Raw genomic sequence first — 19,754 nt, forward strand, 5'->3', positions numbered from 1 at the left:
ACATGACAAAATTTGTTGCTCGCAGATGGCTGTTAGCCGCGAGCGTAACGGCGGTCCTCGCGGCCACGCCGGCCTTCGCAGCAAAAGATGTGGTCGTGGCGGTGGCCTCCAATTTCACCACCCTCGATCCCTATGATGCCAACGACACGCTCTCCCAGCAGGTGGCGAAGTCGTTTTATCAGGGGCTGTTCGGCCTCGATAAAGAGATGCAGCTGAAAAACGTACTCGCCGAGAGCTACACCGTCTCTGATGACGGGCTGGTCTACACCATCAAGCTGCGCAGCGGGGTGAAGTTCCAGGACGGCACCGACTTCAACGCGGAAGCGGTAAAGGTCAACCTCGATCGCGCCAGCAACCCGGACAACAGCCTCAAGCGCTACAACCTCTATAAAAATATCGCCAGCACCGAAGCCGTCGATCCCACCACGGTAAAAATCACTCTCAAAGAACCCTTCTCCGCCTTTATCAACATTCTGGCGCACCCGGCCACGGCGATGATCTCCCCGGCGGCGCTGAAAAAGTATGGCAAAGAGATTGGCTTCCATCCGGTGGGTACCGGGCCGTATGAGCTGGTGACCTGGAACCAGACCGACTTTGTGAAGGTGAAGAAATTTGCCGGTTACTGGCAGCAAGGGCTGCCGAAGCTGGACACCATCACCTGGCGTCCGGTGGTGGATAACAACACCCGCGCGGCGATGCTACAGACCGGCGAAGCGCAGTTTGCCTTCCCGATCCCCTATGAGCAGGCGGCGCTGCTCGGCAAAAACAGCAAGCTGGAGCTGGTCGCCAGCCCGTCCATTATGCAGCGCTACATCAGCATGAACGTGACGCAAAAGCCGTTCGATAACCCGAAAGTGCGCGAGGCGATCAACTACGCCATCAACCGCGAGGCGCTGGTGAAGGTGGCCTTTGCGGGCTATGCCACTCCGGCAACCGGGGTCGTGCCGCCCACCATCGCCTATTCCCAGCAGTACCATCCGTGGGAATACAATCCGACAAAAGCGCGCGCGCTGCTGAAAGAGGCTGGCTACCCGAACGGCTTCAGCACTACCCTGTGGTCGTCGCACAATCACAGCACCGCCCAGAAGGTGCTGCAATTTACCCAGCAGCAGCTGGCGCAGGTGGGCATTAAGGTGAAGGTGACGGCAATGGATGCCGGACAGCGTGCCGCCGAAGTGGAAGGCAAAGGGCAGAAAGAGAGCGGGGTGAGGATGTTCTACACCGGCTGGTCGGCCTCTACCGGCGAAGCCGACTGGGCGCTGTCGCCGCTGTTCGCCTCGCAAAACTGGCCGCCAACGCTGTTCAATACCGCGTTTTACAGCAATCCGCAGGTGGATAAAGATCTGACGGATGCCCTGAAAACCACCCAGCCGGAAGAGAAAGCGAAACTGTATAAGGACGCGCAGGATACCATCTGGAAGGAGTCGCCGTGGGTGCCGTTAGTGGTCGAGAAACTGGTTTCGGCGCATAACAAGGCGCTGACCGGGTTCTACATCATGCCGGATACCGGCTTTAGCTTTGACGACGCGGATCTGAAATAGAGCACTCATTCCCGCAGGCATGCCCCTGCGGGATGAGAGGAATGTGCATGCTGAATTATGTGATTAAACGCCTGCTTGGCCTGATCCCGACGCTGCTGATTGTCGCGGTGCTGGTCTTTTTATTTGTGCATCTGCTGCCAGGCGATCCGGCGCGGCTGATTGCCGGTCCGGAAGCGGATGCCACGGTCATTGAGCTGGTGCGTAAGCAACTGGGGCTGGATCAGCCGCTTTACCGGCAGTTCTGGCACTACATCACCAACGTCCTGCAGGGGGATTTTGGTACCTCGATGGTCTCCCGTCGGCCCGTTTCCGCGGAGATCGCCAGCCGCTTTATGCCCACCTTCTGGCTGACCCTCGCCAGCATGGCCTGGGCGGTGCTGTTTGGCCTGATGGCCGGGATTGTGGCAGCCGTGTGGCGTAACCGCTGGCCGGACCGGCTGGGTATGGCGCTGGCGGTGACCGGCATCTCCTTCCCGGCCTTTGCGCTGGGGATGCTGCTGATGCAGATCTTTTCCGTGGAGCTGGGCTGGCTGCCCACCGTGGGTGCGGACAGCTGGCGGCACTACATCCTGCCTTCGCTGACGCTGGGCGCGGCGGTGGCGGCAGTGATGGCCCGCTTCACCCGCGCCTCGTTCGTGGATGTGCTGAATGAAGACTATATGCGCACCGCCCGGGCGAAGGGGGTGAGCGAGAGGTGGGTGATCCTCAAGCACGGCCTGCGCAATGCGATGATCCCGGTGGTCACCATGATGGGGCTACAGTTCGGTTTTCTGCTCGGCGGCTCCATCGTGGTGGAAAAGGTCTTCAACTGGCCGGGGCTTGGGCGCCTGTTGGTCGATTCTGTCGACATGCGCGACTACCCGGTGATCCAGGCGGAAGTGCTGCTCTTTTCGCTGGAGTTTATTCTTATCAACTTAGTGGTGGATGTCCTGTATGCCGCCATTAATCCGGCTATCAGGTATAAGTAAGATGCGACTGTTAAACTGGCGCCGGCAGGCCATGTTAAAGGCGATGCCGGGGCTCAAACCGGATCAGATCCGCACCCCGTGGCATGAATTCTGGCGACGTTTTCGCAAGCAGCCGGTGGCGATCGCCGCCGGGCTGTTCGTGCTGATGCTGATCCTGGTGGCGATACTGGCACCGTGGATCGTCCCGTTCGATGCGGAGAACTATTTCGATTACGACCGTCTGAACGAGGGGCCATCAATGATGCACTGGTTCGGCGTGGACTCGCTGGGGCGTGATATCTTCAGCCGGGTGCTGATGGGGGCGCAGATTTCGCTGGCGGCGGGGGTGTTTGCGGTGCTGATTGGCGCGGCTATCGGCACCGTACTGGGGCTGCTGGCGGGCTACTATGAGGGCTGGTGGGACCGGATTATCATGCGCATCTGCGACGTGCTCTTTGCCTTCCCCGGCATTCTGCTGGCGATTGCGGTGGTGGCGGTGATGGGCAACGGCATGGCTAACGTGATTATCGCCGTGGCGATCTTCTCCATTCCGGCCTTCGCCCGTCTGGTGCGCGGCAATACCCTTGTATTGAAACAGCAGACCTTTATCGAGTCGGCGCGCAGTATCGGCGCCAGCGACACCACGATTCTGTTTAATCACATCCTGCCGGGCACCGTCTCCTCCATCGTGGTCTATTTCACCATGCGTATTGGGGTGTCGATTATCTCCGCCGCCAGCCTGTCGTTCCTCGGCTTAGGCGCCCAGCCGCCCACCCCGGAATGGGGCGCAATGCTTAACGAGGCGCGGGCCGATATGGTGATTGCTCCGCACGTGGCGCTGTTCCCGAGCATGGCGATCTTCCTCACCGTGCTGGCGTTTAATCTGTTGGGTGATGGACTGCGGGACGCGCTGGACCCGCGCATTAAGGGGTGATCGGGTGCTCGCATTTATGCCGGGTGGCGCTGACGCTTACCCGGCCTACAAACGGCATTTAACCCGTAGGCCCGCGCAAGCGCAGCGCCGCCGGGCAAGGGCAGAGATTACTTGTCGACGCCGAAGCCCTGCTTAATCAGGGCTGGCAGTACGTCCGGGAAGTAAATGTGCTGGTAATAACCGCTCACGCTTTCACTCCAGGTTTCGCCGTCGGTACGGTTAATCGCCTGCCAGTGTTCGGTCATCTGCTGATTGTAGCGGGTGATTTTCGCTTCCAGCCCCTCGGTGACATAGGCTTCGTCGTGGCGGAAGGTCTCCAGCGGCAGACGCGGTTTGTGATGGGATGGCACATCGACATGACCAATCACCACGCCCGCGACCGGGAAGGTGTGTTCCGGTAGCTCAAGCAGTTCAATCAGCTCTTGCGGCTTCAGACGGATCCCGCCAATCGGCACAATCCCCAGCCCTTCAGAACGGGCCGCCGCCATCACCGAGCCCAGGGCAATGCCCACGTCGGTCGCGCCTGCCACCAGGCTCTCGATACTCTGGTGCGCCACCTGCTCGTTACCCGCCAGCTTCATGCCAACCTCGGTTTTGTACATATCCAGCACAAAGGTGATAAACACCGGGGCTTTGGCAATCCACGGCTGGCCGCCGGCGATCTGTGAAATTTGCGCCCGCTTTTCGGCATCGCGCGTGACAATAACCGACACCTGCTGGGAATGGACGGAGGTAGGAGCACGGTAAGCAGTGCTGATAATGCGTTCGAGCGTGGTGTCATCGATGGCTTGATCGGTAAAGCTGCGCTCGCTTTTATGGTCGTTAAACAGGTCAATAATGGTGTTCATGCGTTCTCCCGTGTGAAGCGCAAAATCTTAACAGCCTGAAACTGTTTTGCATTTAACACTCTTTGCGGTTCACGCAGGCGAAAAGCCCGGCCAGCGGCCGGGTGGGGAGTTAGCGCAGCGCAGCAACCAGCGCTTTGGCCGTCTCTTCGGAGCTTGCCGGGTTCTGCCCGGTGATCAGTTTGCCATCTTCGACAATATACGAGCCCCAGTTCGGGCCTTTCTGGTAGTGCGCACCCAGCGCGCTCAACTCATCTTCCACCAGGAAAGGCACCACGTTGGTCAGTTCCACGTCGGCCTCTTCACCGTTGGTAAAACCGGTCACCTGACGGCCCTTGACCAGCGGCTCGCCAGAGGCGGCCTTCACATGGCGCAGAACGCCCGGAGCATGGCAGACGAAGCCGGTGAGTTTACCCGCGCGGGTGAAGGCTTCAATCAGGGAGATGGAGGTTTGGGATTCCGCCAGATCCCACAGCGGGCCGTGGCCGCCCGGATAGAAGACGGCATCAAAATCGTCCTGACGCACGCTGTCGAGCTTCAGGGTATTGGCGAGCTCGCGCTGGGCCGCCGGATCGGCTTTGAAGCGCCGGGTCAGTTCGGTCTGAAAATCGGCGGAATCACTTTTGGGATCCAGTGGCGGCTGGCCGCCCGCCGGGGAAGCCAGCACCACCTCGGCACCTGCGTCTTTGAAGACGTAATAGGGGGCGGCAAACTCCTCCAGCCAGAAGCCGGTTTTCTTGCCGGTATTGCCCAGTTCACTGTGAGAGGTGAGAACCATTAAGACTTTCATTGTTTTCTCCGGTGATGTGGATAGCTATAAAGGTAGCCTGGTTCAGCGAAGCCATCCCCGGAGGGAGGGCTGTTTCAGAATGATTACGGCAGCTTCCAGACAATCCTTGTTATCATCGGGAGATATCAGACACATCAAGGATCACATCAATGATTAAGGTGCGTGAAGCGAAAGCGGAAGATTACGCAGCATGGTTAGCGCTGTGGCAAGGCTATCTCGATTTTTACGGCACCGCGCTGGATGAGGCGGTGACGCTGGCGACCTGGCGCCGGGTATTATCCCCGGATTCGGGACTGTTTTGCCGACTGGCAGAAACGGAACAGGGTGTAGTGGGTTTTGCCATCTGCGTGCTGCATGAAGGCACCTGGGTAACCCAGCCGCTGTGTTATCTGGAAGATCTGTTTGTGGATGACGCGGCGCGCGGCAAAGGGGCGGGCAGGGCGCTGATCGAAGCCATTATTGCTGAGGCCCGGAATAAGGGGTGGTCGAAGGTCTACTGGGTGACCCGGGAGGGCAATCCGGCCCGGGCGCTCTATGACAAGCTGGCCACGGTGGATGATTACGTTCGCTACCGGATTACGATCTAACTCGGTGCATAGTCAGCCCCTCTCTTTAGAGAGAGGGCTGGAATGAGAGGAAATCCCTTAGCCTAATTTGACGTATTCAGCCTTCTTTGTTGGACCCACGAGATCCCTCTCTTTTTCACGCTGGCCTACTTGTGCAAGTTTGTTGCCGTCAATCGTTGCCCAGAAGTCTGCGGCGCGTTGGGCCGCAGCCATCGCTTTGGTGGAATCAATTTTTTTGTTTTGCTTGATCATAACCTCTCCCGGTTAGTTTTTGACCATTGCATCTGAGTTTACAGCGGTCGTCTTTGCCTGACAAACAGTCCATTTTTATGTCAGGTCATACTCATCACTTTACGTCGAATCATTGCCTGAATATCTGCTACTGAAGAAGACATTTTATTGGGTGCGTAAAAAACTTGTGAGAACCCATATGCTCGATATCGTGGTTTTATCTCCTCCAATGGATTTTCTATGACCACATCCTCAAGTTCCATCATGCTGCAAAATATTGTCGAATAGACCAGTGCAATGATAAAGACGTTGCCTGTAAGTGCGGCGTGTTCATCAGTTATCAGATTTTCCAGCATACAAATGGCGAACTCTTCCCGGCGAGCATCATATTTGCAAATTATCGCTGCATGCAGGGCGCCGGGATCGTTAGCCTTCGTACTTTTTAGGCTGATATCTAAAATGCCGTCATCGTTGGCGCTTCCATGATAATGCTCCATCCCCCATCGCCAGTTGAGAACAGCGTTATCGCTCTCTTTATGAAGATAATTTTTGTCTGTTTGACTTAACGCGCTGACTACAATGCTGCCCCAACCGAAACCCTGTATGATTTTTTGGGTAGTGTTAAGGCACTGCTCGTGTATTTCCTGGAGCGATAAATTGCGCATTTCATCAGCCTTCCTTAGCTGTCATCTTCTCACGTTGTCGTGAGGGAAAACGGTCATAACCCGATTCGGTTTAATGTTATTGGCGTACAAACACCCTACGCCGCAAACAGGCACGGTTAAAGCAGGGAAATAGCGCAGAATTCAATCCTGCGAGGCGCCTTCAGAAAAGATGTAAATCTACCCGGCCTGGGCATTGTTCCCCCCGCTGGCATTCTGTGCACTCCTCCACAAAAGCGCACATAACCCGCCGTCGCGTTCCCTCCGCCCGCGCATTTGCGGGCATCATATCCCCATGACACTCCAGTTGTGGGATAAGCCATGCGTAATGAAATCCTGAGCTTTTTGGCCAACCAGACCGATTTTTTTGACCCGCAAAACCTGAGTGAGGTCTTTACCGCCAGCTATCTGGCAGAGCGGTTTGATCTCAAACGCAACACCGCCAGCCACTATCTGAACCAGCTGGTAGCGCAGGGCGAGCTGGTTAAAATCAATACCCGGCCGGTCTACTTCCTGCACAAGAAAGCCTTCAGCCAGCAGTTCTCCCCTCTGTCAGGTAACGAATACGACAGCATTGCGCAGCTGCTTAACGACGGCACCAGTGAACAGGCGCCCCCGGATCACTTTTCGCTGCTGATCGGTCATGATGGCAGCCTGAAGAAGGCCATTGCCCAGCTGAAAACGGCGCTCTTTTACCCCGATGGTGGTCTGCCGCTGCTGATCACCGGGGAGAGCGGCACCGGCAAAAGCTATATGGCGAACCTGATGCATGCCTACGCCATCTCGCAGGGGTTACTGGCGGATGATGCACCCTTTGTCAGCTTCAACTGCGCCCAGTACGCCAGCAACCCGGAGCTGCTGGCGGCAAACCTGTTTGGCTATGTGAAAGGGGCTTTTACCGGCGCGCAGACCGACAGGCAGGGGGCCTTTGAGGCCGCCGACGGCGGAATGCTGTTTCTCGACGAAGTGCATCGCCTGAATGCCGAAGGCCAGGAGAAACTCTTTACCTGGCTCGATCGCAAGGAGATCTACCGGGTGGGGGAAACCGCCCAGGGTCGTCCCATCACCACCCGGCTGGTCTTTGCCACTACCGAGGATCTGCACAGCACCTTCTTAACCACCTTCCTGCGGCGTATCCCCATTCTGGTCACGCTGCCCGACCTTAACGCGCGTTCCCGCCAGGAAAAAGAGGCGTTGATCCTTCAGTTCTTCTGGCGGGAAGCGAAGAAGCTGGATGTTCCCCTGACTCTTACGCCCCGACTGCGCCAGGTGCTTCTCCACGTCCTTTATCGCGGTAACGTGGGCGAGCTGAAAAACGTGGTTAAGTATGCGGTCGCCGCGGCATGGGCCAGGCAGCGGGGGCAGGAGACAATTAGCGTTACCCTTCAGGATCTGCCGGAGAAGGTGCTGGCTGCCATCCCGACGCTGAGCGATGCGCCCGTGGTGGAAGAGCCGCTGACGATAGCGCCGCAGACCAACCTGCTGTGGCTGCTCCGCGCCCACGACCGGACCCAGGGGTTGATCCATGATACCCAGTGTCAGGTGCTGGCTCTGTACGAAGAGGTGATCGCCGGTCGGTCAGACTGGGAGGATGTGCACCGGCGGATGGGGGAAGAGATCGAAACCCTGTTCGACAGGCTGGTGTTCCATCATCGCGAGACTACCGCCTCGCCACTGTTGCAGCTCACCACCCAGCAGGTGCGGGAGGCGTTTTACCGCCTGGAGCAGCAGTTTAACGTGCAGTTTAACGGCAATGGGATCTACGCCCTGAGCCACTATCTTGTGCATCGCGCCCATGGGGGGCTCTCGGCCCTGAGCCAGGAGCGTGTCCGTCTGCTGGATGATTTCCTGGCGCAAAAGTACCCCCAGCTGTACCGTTTTTGCCAGGCGATGATCGCCGCCCTGACGCAAAAACTCGATATCGACGCCCAGCGCATCGATGCCCTGCTGCTGGTGCTGTGGCTGCATAAAGCCGGGGCGGTAAGTCAATCCCAGGTGACGCGGGCGGTGATCCTGGCCCACGGCTACGCCACCGCCAGCAGTATTGCTAACGTGGCGAATCGCTTACTGAAACAGACCGTTTTTGAATCCTTCGACATGCCCCTCGACGTTACGCCGGAGGCGATTGCCCAGCAGGTCATGCACTACATCGAAAGTAACGCCGTGACGTCTGGGCTGATGATCCTGGTGGATATGGGGTCGCTTAATGCTATCCATAGCCACTTTCAGCGTCGCCTCTCGACCCCGGTGGCGATTGTGAATAACGTCTCCACCAGCATGGCGCTCTATGTCGGAGAGCGGATCCTGCAAGGGCACCACATTGAAGCGATTGCTCAGGAGGTTGGCGCGGATTTACCGGTGGAGCACCAGATCTTCTGGCCGCAGGCCAGTAAACCCCGGGTGATCCTCACCACCTGCATCACCGGAATCGGCGCGGCGGCCAATCTCTGTCATCTGCTGAAGGCCAGCATCCCGGAGGCGCTGGGGATAGAGGTAATCGCCTGCGATTACGAGATGCTCAGCGACCCCCAGGAGCGGACGGTGGCCTTCAACCGCTACGACATACTGGCGATTGTCGGCACCTTCGATCCACAGGTGCCCGCTGTGCCGTGGATCTCGCTGGATTCGCTGATTGCCGGGGAGGGGACGCGACCGCTGATGCGCATCTTTGGTGACATTGCCACCCAGGAGCAGGTGGACGAGATTAACAATCTGCTGCTGAAGAACTTCTCCCTGCGGCGGGTGATTGAGTCGGTCACCATTCTGGATACCACCAAAGTGATTAACCAGGTGGAGCAGTTTGTCTTTCGCTATGAGCATCTGGCTGGCTACCAGGTACCAAACGAACGCAAGGTGGCGCTCTATGTGCACATTAGCTGTCTGATCGAGCGGCTCATCCGCAACGCGTCACCTTCCACCTATGCCGGACAACAGTGTCCTGAAAGCGAGCTGGCGCTGCTGCGCCAGGCCTTTAGTGTCATTGAGAGCAGTTATAGTGTCAAAATCCCCGTCGTCGAGCTCTGTTATATCCACAATATTCTGACCCTGGATACGGAATTTATTCAGGCAGATCAAGAGTTTTAAACCCTCCCATCCTTCTCTCCTCCCACGCGCCACTTTTTCTGGCACGTGGGTTGCACTCTCTGTTTAGCACATCGCTGCACAGTGGAATGAGCTTTCGAGGACAGGATGAAACGACATTACATTTTTGCCAGTCACGGCACCTTTGCCCGCGGGTTACTCGATTCGGTTGAGCTGATCCTCGGCAAGCAGCAGGACATCCATACGCTCTGCGCCTACGTCGACGAGAACCGCGATTTAACCGAGCAGGTAGAAACCTTACTCGCCAGCCTGCCCGAAGAGGATGAGGTGATTGCGATCACCGATATTTTTGCCGGTAGCGTCAACAACGAATTTATCCGCTTTTTGCACCGGCCAAATTTTCATTTGATCGCAGGCCTCAATCTCCCGTTGGTGATCGGCTTGCTGATTTCAGCGGATGAGCAGGATAGCGAGAAATTAATTCACGAAGCGTTATTCAGTTCCAGAGAGAGTATTCAGTATTGCAACCAGTCTATTGCCAGTGCGCTGCAGGCGGATAAAGACTTCTGATCGAGAGGAAGAATAATGATTACGTTATTACGCGTTGACCACCGATTATTACACGGACAGGTCGCCTTTTCCTGGACCCAGTATGTCGGGGCGGATTGCATATTAATTGCCAACGACAGTGTGCCCAATGATGAATTACGTAAAACGACCATCAAGCTGGCAAAACCGCCTGCGGTGAAGCTGGTGATTAAAAATATCAACGACTCCATTGAAGCCATTAAAAGCGGCGTCACCGATAAATATCATCTTTTTATCGTTGTGGAGTCCGTAGACGATGCCTGGCGTTTAGCTTCGGCGGTGGACGGTATTAAAAGCATTAATCTTGGCGGCGTTAAAGCGAAAGAGGGGGCGCGCAATATCTCTAAGGCCATTAATTTGCTGCCGGACGAAATAGAAAAACTTACTCAACTGGTCGGCAACGGTATTGAAGTCGAAATACGCCAGGTGCCGAACGATCGCAAGCAGTTATTAGCGGAAACGCTGTAATTCATGAGGACTCACTATGGTAGAGGCACTTTTACTCGGACTGGTGGCGTTTATCGCCCAGTCTGAATATGCCCTCGGCACCTCGCTGCTCTCCCGGCCCATTGTCACCGGCCTGTTAACCGGGCTGGTGCTGGGCGATGTGCAGACGGGGGTGGTGATGGGCGCGACGCTCGAGCTGGCGTTTATCGGCTCGTTTTCGGTGGGAGCGTCGATCCCGCCGGACGTGGTCACCGGCGGGGTGCTCGGCGTGGCATTCGCCATCACCTCCGGGGCGGGAACGGAAACGGCGCTGCTGCTCGGCCTGCCAATCGCCACCCTGACGCTGGTGCTGAAAAACGTCTATCTCGGCATGTTTATCCCCATGCTCAGCCAGAAGGCCGACAGCTATGCCGAACAGGCGGATACCGGCGGTATCGAGCGGATGCACCTTATCGCCGGGTTTGGTCTGTCGCTAATGCTGGCGGCGGTGGTGACGGTGTCATTCCTGGTGGGCAGCAGCGCGGTGAAATCATTGCTGGATGCCATCCCGGAATTTATTAAGCACGGGTTAAGCGTGGCGACGGGGATCATTCCGGCGCTGGGCTTTGCCATGCTCGCCCGGCTGTTGATCAACAAAAAAGTGGCCCCGTTCTTCTTCCTCGGCTTTGCCCTGATGGCGTACCTGAAAATACCCGTCACCGGTATCGCCATTCTCGGTGCCATTGTGGCGGTGGTGATGGTCAATATGACCGCCCCTAACGCTCCCCGTACAACGACCGATCAAGGAGTCGCTGATGACGACGAAGATTTCTGAAGAGACCCTGCCCGAGACGCAGGATGAGAACGCGATTAACGCCCGCGATCTGCGCCGGGTGTTCTGGCGGTCGTTCCAGATGGAGTTTTCCTGGAACTATGAGCGGCAGATGAACCTTGCCTTCGTCTATGCCCTGATCCCGGTGCTGAAAAAGCTCTATCCGCAAAAGGCCGCGCTGGCGGCGGCACTAAAACGCCACCTGGTGTTCTTCAACACCACGCCGCATATCGTCACGCTGCTGCTGGGCATCACCACCGCGATGGAGGAGAAAAACAGCCAGCAAAACGAGATGGACGGCACGGCAATCGACAACGTGAAGGCGTCGCTGATGGGGCCGCTGGCCGGGCTGGGGGACTCCTTCTTCTGGGGGACGCTGCGCCTGATCGCCACCGGGATCGGCACCAGCCTGGCGCTGCAGGGCAACATCCTGGGGCCAATCCTGTTCCTGCTGGTGTTTAACGTGCCGCACATTCTGGTGCGCTGGCTTTTTACCCGCTGGGGATACGTGCTGGGCACCGGGGTGCTCCATCGGGTGCAGAAGAGCGGGATGATGGAGAGCCTTACCTACGGGGCGTCGATTATCGGGCTGATGGTGGTGGGGGCGATGGCCGCCTCGATGATCAACATCACTATCCCTGTCTCCTTCGGCGCGGGAGAGGCGAAAACCGAGGTCCAGGGGATCATCGACAACATCATGCCTTGTCTGCTGCCCCTTATCAGCTTCGGCATTGTCTACTGGCTGCTGGGGCGTAAGGTAAAACCGCTCACCATCATCGGCGGCATGGCGCTGGTGGGCATTCTGGGTTCGTGGATCGGTCTGTTTTAAGCGGAGAAAACGATGCAACCAACAATGATGACCTATATCGAGGAGCAGCCTGCGGCGCTGGAGAATATTCTCCGGCACTATCCGGCTCATCTCGAATCGCTGGAGGCCTTTGCCCGTCAGCACCCGGTACGCCGTCTGCTGGTGCTGGCGACCGGATCGTCGCTCAATGCGGCGATGTGCGCGCGCTACTTCTTTGAACACCGCTTCGGCCTGCTGGTGGAAATCAAGGAGCCGTACAACTTTGTGCATTATGAAGCCATCGACCCGCACACCGACATGGTGCTGGTGGTCTCCCAGAGCGGAAAAAGCGCCTCGACGCTGGCGGCGATGGAAAAAGTGCAGGCCGCCGGGCTGCCGGTGTTCGCCCTGACGTCAGACCCGGATAGCCCGATAGGCCGCCGCTGCGATCGTGTGCTGGATATCCATACCGGGATCGAGAAGGTGGGGTTTGTGACCCGCGGCTTTAGCGCCACGGTGCTCAATCTGCTGCTGGTTGCGCTCACGCTTGCCCAGGCGCAACAGCAGATTGATGAACGGGAAGCACAGGACTACCTGAAGGCGCTGCACCAGCTTGCAACGGCGATCCCCGACACCATCGCCCGCACGGAGACGTTTTTCGCGCACCATCAGCACACTCTTCGGGAGGGCACACGCTTTGTTGCCATCGGCGAAGGGGCCCTGACCGGGGTGGCGAAGGAGTTCGAAACCAAGTTCACCGAAACGGTGCGGGTGCCGTCCGGCGGATTTGAGCTGGAAGCCTACATGCATGGCCCCTATCTGGAGGCCAACGCAGAGCATGTGATGTTCTTTATTGAGGATGCACCAAACCCACGCCTGCGGGCGCTCAGGGACTATATGGCCCCGGCGGTTAAACAGACGTTTCTGGTGACGCTGACGGGCGAGGAGCAGGAAAATACCCTGGCGCTGAACTGCGGCCTGCCGCATCTGCTCTCGCCGCTGCTGTTGATTGTCCCCATGCAAATTCTGGCCTGGCGTACCGCCTGCGCCAAAGGCATCGATCTCTCGGTGCGTATCTTCGATGACTTCGATCGGGTTTTAAAAAGCAAAATATAGCAGGAGAACAACTATGTTAGGTTTTAATCAGGACGAGTACCTGACCAGTGCTCGTGAGATTGTTGCTGCGCGTAAACAGGCGGAACAGGTCGCCGACGATATTTATCAGCAGGGCTTCAGCACGCTATTTTTCTCCTCGGTAGGGGGATCGCTGGCGCCGATGATGGCCATTAACGCCTTCGCCCGGGAATTAACCGAAATACCGGTTTACCTTGAACAGGCGGCAGAATTAATTCATGCCGGACATAAACGCTTAAATAAAGATTCCGTGGTGATTACCCTCTCGAAATCGGGGGATACCAAAGAGTCGGTGGCGATTGCCGAATGGTGCAAGGCGCAGGGGATCCGCGTGGTGGCGATCACCAAAAACAGCGACTCACCGCTGGCGAATGCCGCCACCTGGCATATTCCGATGCGGCACAAGAACGGCGTGGAATATGAATATATGCTGCTCTACTGGGTATTTTTCCGCTTACTGCATCGTAACGGGGAATTCGTGGATTACGACCGCTTTGCCAGCCAGCTGGAGCTGTTACCTGAGAATCTCCTTAATGCCAAAAAGCAATTTGATCCACAGGCGGATGCCATCGCGCAAAAATACCATACCGCCGATTATATGATGTGGATTGGCGGCGCGGAGATGTGGGGCGAAGTCTATCTCTTCTCGATGTGTATTCTGGAGGAGATGCAGTGGAAGCGTACCAAATCGGTTTCGTCTGCGGAGTTTTTCCACGGCACGCTGGAGCTGCTGGAGAAAGAGGTGCCGCTGTTCCTGGTCAAAGGCGAGGGCAAATGCCGGGCGCTGGACGACCGCGTCGAACGTTTCGCGGCGAAAATTACCGATAATCTGGTGGTGTTTGATCCGCGTGATTACACCCTGGCGGGCATTGACGATGCGTTCCGCTGGCTGCTGGCGCCGTGCGTCATCTCAACCCTGCTGGTGGACCGTCTTGCCGCCCACTTCGAGCATTACACCGGCCACAGTCTGGATATCCGCCGTTATTACCGGCAGTTTGAGTATTAATCACAATAAAAAAGGGGACGTGACGTCCCCTTAATCTATGCAGCTGTGTGATTAAACCCGGCTGCCCCACAGGTCATATTCGTCAGCATTTTCAACCTTCACGCGCACGATATCGCCCGGTTTCACCTTCGTTTCACCGTTCAGGTAGACCGCACCGTCGATTTCCGGGGCGTCGGCCATGCTGCGGCCAATGGCGCCTTCTTCATCCACTTCGTCGATGATCACCAGAATCTCGCGGCCCACTTTCTCCTGCAGACGTTCAGCAGAGATCTGCTGTTGCAGCTGCATGAAGCGGTTCCAGCGCTCTTCTTTGATCTCTTCCGGCACCTGATCCGCCAGTTCGTTGGCGGTCGCGCCTTCAACCGGGCTGTACTTGAAGCAGCCCACGCGATCCAGACGGGCTTCTTTCAGGAAATCGAGCAGCATCTGGAAATCTTCTTCGGTTTCACCCGGGAAGCCGACGATAAAGGTGGAGCGCAGGGTCAGATCCGGACAGATTTCACGCCACTGCTTGATGCGCGCCAGCTGGCGGTCAACGGAGCCAGGACGCTTCATCAGCTTCAGGATGCGCGGGCTGGCGTGCTGCAGCGGGATATCCAGATACGGCAGGATTTTGCCTTCCGCCATCAGCGGGATCACGTCGTCCACGTGCGGGTAAGGGTAGACGTAGTGCAGACGCGTCCAGATGCCGAGCTTAGCGAGCTGTTCGCACAGGCCGACCATGCTGGTTTTCACCGGCTCGCCGTTGTGGAAGCCGGCACGGTGCTTCACGTCCACGCCGTAGGCGGAGGTGTCCTGGGAGATCACCAGCAGCTCTTTTACGCCCGCATCGGCCAGACGTTTGGCTTCGGCCAGCACTTCACCAATCGGACGGCTCACCAGATCGCCACGCATCGACGGGATAATGCAGAAGGTGCAGCGATGGTTGCAACCTTCGGAAATTTTTAAGTACGCATAGTGACGCGGGGTCAGCTTCACGCCCTGTTCCGGCACCAGGCTCAGGAACGGGTTGTGCTTTGGTTTTGGCACGTAGTGGTGCACATGTTCCAGCACCTGCTCATAGCTGTGCGGACCGGTGATTTCCAGCACCTTAGGGTGGACTTCGCGGATCTGATCGACTTTGGCACCCAGGCAACCGGTGACAATCACCTTGCCGTTTTCGGTGAGTGCTTCACCGATGGCTTCCAGAGACTCCTGTACGGCGCTGTCGATAAAGCCGCAGGTGTTAACGATCACCATATCGGCGTTGTCGTAGCTTGGTACCACGTCATAGCCTTCGGTGCGAAGCTCGGTCAGGATACGTTCGGAATCCACCAGGTTTTTCGGGCAGCCCAGAGAGACGAAGCCGATTTTCGGCTGGTGCGTAACATTGCTCATAGATTAAAAAGTAGTCAGTTATGGAGTTATCAGGGCAGGGATTGTACAGATTTCCGCGGCGAATTTATAGCGATCTGTGCAGCGGCAGACGCAGGTAGCCTGATATTGCGCACTGGAAGAAGAATAAGGATTTAAGCGCCTGCGGGTCCGCCTGTTTTTGGCGATACCCATCCGGGACAATTTAACATTGTAAATGTCAGTCATCCGCCGTGGATTATTGACCTGACGCATTAAACTGCGCAAAAAATAGACATAATCTAAGAGTGTACTAAGGCTGACAAGGGGGGAAAAAGCATGTCCGTTGACAGACTAAAACGCGATCTTCTTAACAAGATGATCAACGCCCGAATCGATCTCGCGGCCTATCTGCAGTTAAGGAAAGCGAAGGGGTATATGTCAGTCAGCGAAAGCGACCATCTGCGTGACAATTTCTTTGAACTTTGTACTTACATGCGTGAAAAAGCGCCTGAACTGAGGGCGCACTGCAATGCTGAGGAGCAGGCGATGCTCTATCGTGCCGCCGGTTCGCTCACCACCGCAGGCGTCTGTATGATGACCGGCAACCATGATTGCCCGACGTTCATCGCCGTCAACGCAGAGAAGCTGGAAAGCTGTCTGAACGATCTCACTCTCTGCATCCAGTATCTGAAATCGCATACACCGCTGATTCGGAGCTGACCCCGGGGGAGGCAACTCCCCCAACTGCTTAAGCTTTTGTAAAAGTGATAATGCCCCTGCGCTGAGTGGCTACCTTTAAGTCATACCTTGTAAAGGAGTGCATTATGCGTCGATCCTCGCTTATTTCCCTGCCATTGTTACTGATCTCTGCCTCGCTGTTTGCCGCGTCAGCCGACGTGAAGGTTTCGGTACTGCAAAATAAACTCGATCATCCGTGGGCGCTGGCGTTCCTGCCGGAAGATCAGGGGATGTTGATCACCCTGAAAGGCGGGCAGCTTAAGCGCTGGCAGGCGGGCAAAGGGCTCTCCGACCCCATCGTCGGCGTGCCGAAGGTCTGGGCTAACGGCCAGGGCGGGTTGCTTGACGTGGCGCTGGCCCCTGATTTTGCCACGTCGCGCCGGGTCTGGCTGAGCTATGCCGAAGCGGGGGATGACGGTAAAGCGGGCACGGCGGTAGGGTATGGCCGTCTCAGCGACGACAATACCCGGCTGGAGGGCTTCAAGGTGATCTTCCGCCAGCAGCCAAAACTCTCCACCGGCAATCACTTTGGTGGCCGGCTGGTGTTCGACGGGAAAGGCTATCTCTATATCGCCCTGGGGGAGAATAATCAGCGGCCCACCGCCCAGGATCTGGACAAGTTGCAGGGCAAAGTGGTGCGTCTTACTGACCAGGGGGCCGTACCGGACGATAATCCGTTCGTAAACCGCCAGGGCGCACGACCCGAGATCTGGTCTTACGGCATTCGTAACCCGCAGGGGTTAGCGATGAACCCGTGGAGCGATACGCTGTGGCTTAATGAGCACGGCCCACGCGGCGGCGATGAAATCAACATTCCGGAAAAGGGCAAAAACTACGGCTGGCCGCTGGCGACGCATGGCATCAACTACAGCGGATTGCCGATACCGGAAGCCAAAGGCGAGCAGGTGGCAGGCACCGAGCCGCCGCTGTTTGTCTGGAAGCAGTCCCCGGCCCTCAGCGGCATGGCCTTCTACAACAGCGATGTTTTCCCGCAGTGTAAGAACAAACTTTTTATCGGCGCGCTGAAAGACAAAGATGTGATTGTGCTGAACGTTAACGGCAATCGCGTGACGGAAGAGGGGCGTATTCTGGGGGATCGCAATCAGCGGGTGCGCGATGTGCGGGTCGGGCCGGATGGCTATTTATACGTGCTGACCGATGAGTCGGACGGGCAGCTGTTGAAGGTCAGCCCGTCCGGGACATAGCTTAGCTGACCGGGATCATCACCACGTTGCGGTATGCCGGTCGCTCGCTCAGGTTGGTCAGCCAGCGCGCCAGATTGGGGCGCGGCGTCCACTCAAGATCAACGTTGGTGAGGTTCCAGACAAAGGGTGCGACGGCGATATCACCTACGCCAAACGCATCGCCCGACAGCCACGGTTGTGTCGCGAGAGCCTCATCCAGCATGGCGAACAGGGATTCGCAGCTCTCTTTTGCTGCGTTAATCGCCGCATAGTTACGTTCGGCTTCCGGGGTTCTCACCAGCCCCATCAGGATCACCCGGTGGGCGGGCGAGAGCGTCTGGTTAGCCCAGTCCATCCACTTCTCACCCACGGCACGCTTCGCAGGGGCATCGATCCACAGCCTGTTCTGTCCATATTGCGCCGCAAGGTAGCGCACAATAGCGTTGGACTCCCACAGCGTCAGATCGGTTTCGTCATCGCGCAGCAGCGGTACCAGGCCATTGGGATTCATCGCCAGATACTCCGCCTCTTTATTCACCCCGTACTGCATTCCCGCCATGATCTGGTTGAAGGGTAAATCGAGCTCTTCCAGCGTCCAGAGCACCTTTTTGACGTTCGTTGAATTGTTCCGGCCCCACAAAGTAATCATAATAACCCCTTATAATTAAAGCCGATATCAGGATGAGATCCGTGTGTAGGGCTTCCATGTTGGGATAAACCTAACAAATACGCAACAGAGGCGAAAAAAATCGATGGGGTCAAAGCGTATCGGATTGTAATTGCGTAAACTTTAAAAAAGTTTACCAGGTTTTAGTTTTTTTAAAGCCATTAGTACGTTATTAATCAACGTTTCTTGCGACACGGCGGTATGACGTGATTTTTGGAATGGACATTCGGGTGGCAACATGATGCGAAAAACTTCTTATTTACGTGGTCTGGTAGCAGGTAGTGCGCTGCTGGTCTTTTTTGCACCTTCGCTGTACGCAGCGGAACAGGCGGCGCCAGAGGCACCGCCTGTTGATGCGCGCGCCTGGATACTGATGGACTATGCCAGCGGTAAAGTGCTGGCCGAGGGCAACGCAGACGAGAAACTTGATCCTGCAAGCCTGACCAAAATCATGACCAGCTACGTGGTAGGGCAGGCGCTGAAAGCGGGTAAAATCAAGCTCACCGATATGGTGACCATTGGTAAAGATGCCTGGGCGACCGGTAACCCGGCGCTGCGCGGCTCCTCGGTCATGTTCCTGAAGCCTGGCGATCAGGTGGCAGTTTCTGACCTGAACAAAGGGGTAATCATTCAGTCAGGAAATGATGCCTGTATCGCGCTGGCCGATTATGTGGCCGGCAGTCAGGATTCTTTTATTGGTTTGATGAATGGTTATGCCCAGCGACTGGGCCTCACCAACACCACCTTTAAAACCGTTCACGGTCTGGATGCGCCGGGCCAGTTCAGTACCGCCCGCGATATGGCCCTGCTCGGTAAGGCACTGATTCATGACGTGCCGGAAGAGTATGCGATCCACAAAGAGAAAGAGTTTACTTTCAACAAAATCCGCCAGCCGAACCGTAACCGCCTGCTCTGGAGCAGCAACCTTAACGTTGACGGGATGAAAACCGGAACCACGGCGGGGGCTGGCTACAACCTCGTGGCGTCGGCGACCCAGGGCGATATGCGTCTGATCTCAGTGGTGCTGGGCACCAAAACCGACCGCATCCGCTTTAACGAGTCGGAAAAACTGCTGACCTGGGGCTTCCGCTTCTTCGAAACTGTTACCCCTATCAAGCCGGATGCGACGTTTGTCAGCCAGCGCGTCTGGTTTGGCGACAAGAGCGAGGTTAAACTCGGCGCCGGGGAGAGCGGTTCCGTGACCATTCCGCGCGGCCAGCTGAAAAACCTGAAGGCCAGCTACACCCTCACCGACAAACAGCTCACTGCGCCGCTGAAGAAAGGCCAGGTGGTCGGCACCATCGACTTCCAGCTGAACGGCAAATCCATCGAACAGCGTCCGCTGATTGTGATGGAGGCGGTGGAAGAGGGGGGCTTCTTTGGCCGGATGTGGGATTTCGTCATGATGAAATTCCACGAATGGTTTGGGGGTTGGTTTAAGTAGTTGAAAGCAAAACGGCAACCACAGGTTGCCGTTTTAGCGTCTGGCGCGGCTCTCC

20 protein-coding genes are annotated in these 19,754 nt (G+C 56.8%); 14 read left to right on the top strand and 6 right to left on the bottom strand.

The genetic code is table 11. The features are described 5' to 3' along the window. The first annotated feature begins 2 nt into the window (after positions 1–2). From gsiB to gsiD, 3 genes are read left to right on the top strand one after another with little or no spacing between them, the layout of a single operon-like run. Positions 3–1,541, top strand: coding sequence for a glutathione ABC transporter substrate-binding protein GsiB (gene gsiB, locus GNG29_RS07155; protein WP_156654155.1), 1,539 nt, complete (start codon positions 3–5; stop codon positions 1,539–1,541). A 47-nt stretch (positions 1,542–1,588) separates the two neighbouring features. Then, positions 1,589–2,509: a glutathione ABC transporter permease GsiC gene (gene gsiC, locus GNG29_RS07160; protein WP_103178817.1), complete on the top strand. Its 921-nt coding sequence runs from the start codon at positions 1,589–1,591 to the stop codon at positions 2,507–2,509. A gap of 1 nt (position 2,510) precedes the next feature. After that, positions 2,511–3,422 carry a glutathione ABC transporter permease GsiD gene (gene gsiD / locus GNG29_RS07165; protein WP_103178818.1) on the top strand — a complete coding sequence of 304 codons (912 nt, stop codon included), beginning with the start codon at positions 2,511–2,513 and terminating at the stop codon, positions 3,420–3,422. Between the two features lie 107 nt (positions 3,423–3,529). Here gsiD and GNG29_RS07170 read toward each other — a convergent pair whose 3' ends face one another. Then, positions 3,530–4,270 (bottom strand): nitroreductase family protein, encoded by a 741-nt coding sequence (locus GNG29_RS07170; protein ID WP_103178819.1) that lies wholly within the window; start codon positions 4,268–4,270, stop codon positions 3,530–3,532. A 109-nt stretch (positions 4,271–4,379) separates the two neighbouring features. Beyond that, positions 4,380–5,057, bottom strand: coding sequence for a type 1 glutamine amidotransferase domain-containing protein (locus GNG29_RS07175; RefSeq protein ID WP_156654156.1), 678 nt, complete (start codon positions 5,055–5,057; stop codon positions 4,380–4,382). Positions 5,058–5,206: 149 nt separating this feature from the next. On the opposite strand from GNG29_RS07175, the gene GNG29_RS07180 reads away from it, so the two are divergent. After that, entirely contained in the window at positions 5,207–5,644 is a 438-nt protein-coding gene (locus GNG29_RS07180; RefSeq protein WP_103178821.1) for a GNAT family N-acetyltransferase, read from the top strand. 57 nt (positions 5,645–5,701) lie between these two features. Here the strand turns inward: GNG29_RS07180 and GNG29_RS23155 are convergent, their stop codons facing one another. Together GNG29_RS23155 and GNG29_RS07185 are read right to left on the bottom strand one after the other, a co-directional pair. Further along, positions 5,702–5,875, bottom strand: a complete 174-nt coding sequence (locus GNG29_RS23155; protein WP_168192009.1) for a hypothetical protein — start codon at positions 5,873–5,875, stop codon at positions 5,702–5,704. Positions 5,876–5,955: 80 nt separating this feature from the next. After that, entirely contained in the window at positions 5,956–6,519 is a 564-nt protein-coding gene (locus GNG29_RS07185) for a hypothetical protein (RefSeq protein WP_156654157.1), read from the bottom strand. A 318-nt stretch (positions 6,520–6,837) separates the two neighbouring features. Between GNG29_RS07185 and GNG29_RS07190 the strand changes: the two genes are divergently transcribed. The 7 genes from GNG29_RS07190 to GNG29_RS07220 all read left to right on the top strand — a co-directional run bounded on the left by GNG29_RS07190 (position 6,838) and on the right by GNG29_RS07220 (position 14,331). Next, the gene (locus tag GNG29_RS07190; protein WP_156654158.1) at positions 6,838–9,600 is read left to right on the top strand and encodes a sigma 54-interacting transcriptional regulator; all 2,763 of its coding nucleotides are present in this window, start codon (positions 6,838–6,840) and stop codon (positions 9,598–9,600) included. A gap of 105 nt (positions 9,601–9,705) precedes the next feature. After that, on the top strand, positions 9,706–10,128 hold the full coding sequence (locus GNG29_RS07195; RefSeq protein ID WP_156654159.1) for a PTS sugar transporter subunit IIA: 423 nt from the start codon (positions 9,706–9,708) through the stop codon (positions 10,126–10,128). Positions 10,129–10,143: 15 nt separating this feature from the next. After that, positions 10,144–10,614 carry a PTS sugar transporter subunit IIB gene (locus GNG29_RS07200; RefSeq protein ID WP_114387589.1) on the top strand — a complete coding sequence of 157 codons (471 nt, stop codon included), beginning with the start codon at positions 10,144–10,146 and terminating at the stop codon, positions 10,612–10,614. A 16-nt stretch (positions 10,615–10,630) separates the two neighbouring features. Beyond that, a complete protein-coding gene (locus GNG29_RS07205) occupies positions 10,631–11,407 on the top strand; it encodes a PTS mannose/fructose/sorbose/N-acetylgalactosamine transporter subunit IIC (RefSeq protein ID WP_156654160.1) in 777 nt (258 codons plus the stop codon). Continuing rightward, positions 11,388–12,233 carry a PTS system mannose/fructose/sorbose family transporter subunit IID gene (locus GNG29_RS07210; protein ID WP_103178827.1) on the top strand — a complete coding sequence of 282 codons (846 nt, stop codon included), beginning with the start codon at positions 11,388–11,390 and terminating at the stop codon, positions 12,231–12,233. The genes GNG29_RS07205 and GNG29_RS07210 overlap by 20 nt, the downstream gene beginning before the upstream one ends. 12 nt (positions 12,234–12,245) lie before the next feature. Then, positions 12,246–13,307: an SIS domain-containing protein gene (locus tag GNG29_RS07215; RefSeq protein ID WP_156654161.1), complete on the top strand. Its 1,062-nt coding sequence runs from the start codon at positions 12,246–12,248 to the stop codon at positions 13,305–13,307. 13 nt (positions 13,308–13,320) lie between these two features. Continuing rightward, positions 13,321–14,331, top strand: coding sequence for an SIS domain-containing protein (locus tag GNG29_RS07220; protein ID WP_156654162.1), 1,011 nt, complete (start codon positions 13,321–13,323; stop codon positions 14,329–14,331). A 51-nt stretch (positions 14,332–14,382) separates the two neighbouring features. On the opposite strand, the gene rimO is transcribed toward GNG29_RS07220, so the two are convergent. Continuing rightward, positions 14,383–15,708, bottom strand: coding sequence for a 30S ribosomal protein S12 methylthiotransferase RimO (rimO, locus tag GNG29_RS07225; RefSeq protein WP_156654163.1), 1,326 nt, complete (start codon positions 15,706–15,708; stop codon positions 14,383–14,385). Positions 15,709–16,002: 294 nt separating this feature from the next. Here rimO and bssR point away from each other — a divergent pair, with 294 nt between their 5' ends. Next, a complete protein-coding gene (gene bssR / locus GNG29_RS07230; RefSeq protein ID WP_103178831.1) occupies positions 16,003–16,386 on the top strand; it encodes a biofilm formation regulator BssR in 384 nt (127 codons plus the stop codon). Between the two features lie 104 nt (positions 16,387–16,490). Beyond that, positions 16,491–17,609: a PQQ-dependent sugar dehydrogenase gene (locus GNG29_RS07235; protein WP_156654164.1), complete on the top strand. Its 1,119-nt coding sequence runs from the start codon at positions 16,491–16,493 to the stop codon at positions 17,607–17,609. 1 nt (position 17,610) lies between these two features. Here GNG29_RS07235 and GNG29_RS07240 read toward each other — a convergent pair whose 3' ends face one another. Beyond that, the gene (locus GNG29_RS07240) at positions 17,611–18,237 is read right to left on the bottom strand and encodes a glutathione S-transferase family protein (protein ID WP_103178833.1); all 627 of its coding nucleotides are present in this window, start codon (positions 18,235–18,237) and stop codon (positions 17,611–17,613) included. Between the two features lie 256 nt (positions 18,238–18,493). On the opposite strand from GNG29_RS07240, the gene dacC reads away from it, so the two are divergent. Next, on the top strand, positions 18,494–19,699 hold the full coding sequence (gene dacC / locus GNG29_RS07245; RefSeq protein WP_156654165.1) for a serine-type D-Ala-D-Ala carboxypeptidase: 1,206 nt from the start codon (positions 18,494–18,496) through the stop codon (positions 19,697–19,699). Positions 19,700–19,754: the final 55 nt, after the last annotated feature.

The organism is Leclercia sp. Colony189, from assembly GCF_009740165.1.
Classification (GTDB): domain Bacteria; phylum Pseudomonadota; class Gammaproteobacteria; order Enterobacterales; family Enterobacteriaceae; genus Enterobacter.

Excerpts from the sequence above, each read along its gene's own strand:
- GNG29_RS07210 (WP_103178827.1), top strand. The coding sequence starts at position 11,388 with ATGACGACGAAGATTTCTGAAGAGACCCTGCCCGAGACGCAGGATGAG.
- GNG29_RS07240 (WP_103178833.1), bottom strand. The coding sequence starts at position 18,237 with ATGATTACTTTGTGGGGCCGGAACAATTCAACGAACGTCAAAAAGGTG.
- dacC (WP_156654165.1), top strand. The coding sequence starts at position 18,494 with ATGATGCGAAAAACTTCTTATTTACGTGGTCTGGTAGCAGGTAGTGCG.
- GNG29_RS07220 (WP_156654162.1), top strand. The coding sequence starts at position 13,321 with ATGTTAGGTTTTAATCAGGACGAGTACCTGACCAGTGCTCGTGAGATT.
- GNG29_RS07215 (WP_156654161.1), top strand. The coding sequence starts at position 12,246 with ATGCAACCAACAATGATGACCTATATCGAGGAGCAGCCTGCGGCGCTG.
- gsiB (WP_156654155.1), top strand. The coding sequence starts at position 3 with ATGACAAAATTTGTTGCTCGCAGATGGCTGTTAGCCGCGAGCGTAACG.
- GNG29_RS07175 (WP_156654156.1), bottom strand. The coding sequence starts at position 5,057 with ATGAAAGTCTTAATGGTTCTCACCTCTCACAGTGAACTGGGCAATACC.
- GNG29_RS07185 (WP_156654157.1), bottom strand. The coding sequence starts at position 6,519 with ATGCGCAATTTATCGCTCCAGGAAATACACGAGCAGTGCCTTAACACT.
- rimO (WP_156654163.1), bottom strand. The coding sequence starts at position 15,708 with ATGAGCAATGTTACGCACCAGCCGAAAATCGGCTTCGTCTCTCTGGGC.
- GNG29_RS07195 (WP_156654159.1), top strand. The coding sequence starts at position 9,706 with ATGAAACGACATTACATTTTTGCCAGTCACGGCACCTTTGCCCGCGGG.
- GNG29_RS07190 (WP_156654158.1), top strand. The coding sequence starts at position 6,838 with ATGCGTAATGAAATCCTGAGCTTTTTGGCCAACCAGACCGATTTTTTT.
- GNG29_RS07200 (WP_114387589.1), top strand. The coding sequence starts at position 10,144 with ATGATTACGTTATTACGCGTTGACCACCGATTATTACACGGACAGGTC.
- GNG29_RS23155 (WP_168192009.1), bottom strand. The coding sequence starts at position 5,875 with ATGATCAAGCAAAACAAAAAAATTGATTCCACCAAAGCGATGGCTGCG.
- bssR (WP_103178831.1), top strand. The coding sequence starts at position 16,003 with ATGTCCGTTGACAGACTAAAACGCGATCTTCTTAACAAGATGATCAAC.
- gsiC (WP_103178817.1), top strand. The coding sequence starts at position 1,589 with ATGCTGAATTATGTGATTAAACGCCTGCTTGGCCTGATCCCGACGCTG.
- gsiD (WP_103178818.1), top strand. The coding sequence starts at position 2,511 with ATGCGACTGTTAAACTGGCGCCGGCAGGCCATGTTAAAGGCGATGCCG.
- GNG29_RS07235 (WP_156654164.1), top strand. The coding sequence starts at position 16,491 with ATGCGTCGATCCTCGCTTATTTCCCTGCCATTGTTACTGATCTCTGCC.
- GNG29_RS07170 (WP_103178819.1), bottom strand. The coding sequence starts at position 4,270 with ATGAACACCATTATTGACCTGTTTAACGACCATAAAAGCGAGCGCAGC.
- GNG29_RS07180 (WP_103178821.1), top strand. The coding sequence starts at position 5,207 with ATGATTAAGGTGCGTGAAGCGAAAGCGGAAGATTACGCAGCATGGTTA.
- GNG29_RS07205 (WP_156654160.1), top strand. The coding sequence starts at position 10,631 with ATGGTAGAGGCACTTTTACTCGGACTGGTGGCGTTTATCGCCCAGTCT.